This is a genomic window from Chryseobacterium sp. DT-167, assembly GCF_058310155.1.
This window is the reverse complement of the sequence record NZ_JBZEEQ010000098.1, coordinates 1-588: the sequence shown is the minus strand read 5'-3', so window position 1 is coordinate 588 and position 588 is coordinate 1. Positions and strand designations below refer to the sequence as shown.

The following is a 588-nucleotide window of genomic DNA, read 5'->3' as shown; positions in this document are numbered from 1 at the left end:
GAGCCAACCGAGGAGCACGATGATCGAGACGCCGAGCCCGTACGGTTCCGTGCTGAGTCCGCCCGACCGCATGACGTTGATCGCGGCGAGCGGCATGTAGTCGACGACGCCGGCGAGCGACTCCGGCAGGAACGCCTCGAGGAGCTGCGGTCCCATCTGGAAGACGACGAAGTACAGCGCGATCGCTGCGGCGGCGTTGCGCAGAAGCCCGCCGAGCACGAGCCCGAAGAGCGCTCCGTACGGCAGCACGAGCGTGCCGCCGAGGACTCCCCAGAACATTTCGGGATCGACGAGCGACAGACCGATCGCCGAGGGGATCGTGCCGGCCGCCTGCACGACGACGTAGAGCACGACGGACGTGAGGACGCCGAGAACCGTCGTCACGCCGGTGATCACCGCGCCCTTCGCGAGGAGCACGCCCGTGCGGCGAGGCGCCGCCACCATCGTGGTGTGGATCGTGCCGGTGCTGTACTCGTTCGTGATCGCGAGCACGCCGAAGACGACGAGGACGAGCATTCCGACCGGGTAGATCGCCGTCCAGCCGAACGGGATGGCACCGCCCCCGTCCTCACTCCCGAGTCGTTGTCC

Annotated in this window: 1 protein-coding gene; it reads right to left on the bottom strand. The window is 68.4% G+C overall.

The window, feature by feature from the left end; translation table 11 throughout:
* Nucleotides 1-588 (bottom strand): hypothetical protein (locus AC4FQ5_RS19965; protein WP_491146413.1); only part of this gene is annotated, 588 nt, incomplete at both ends.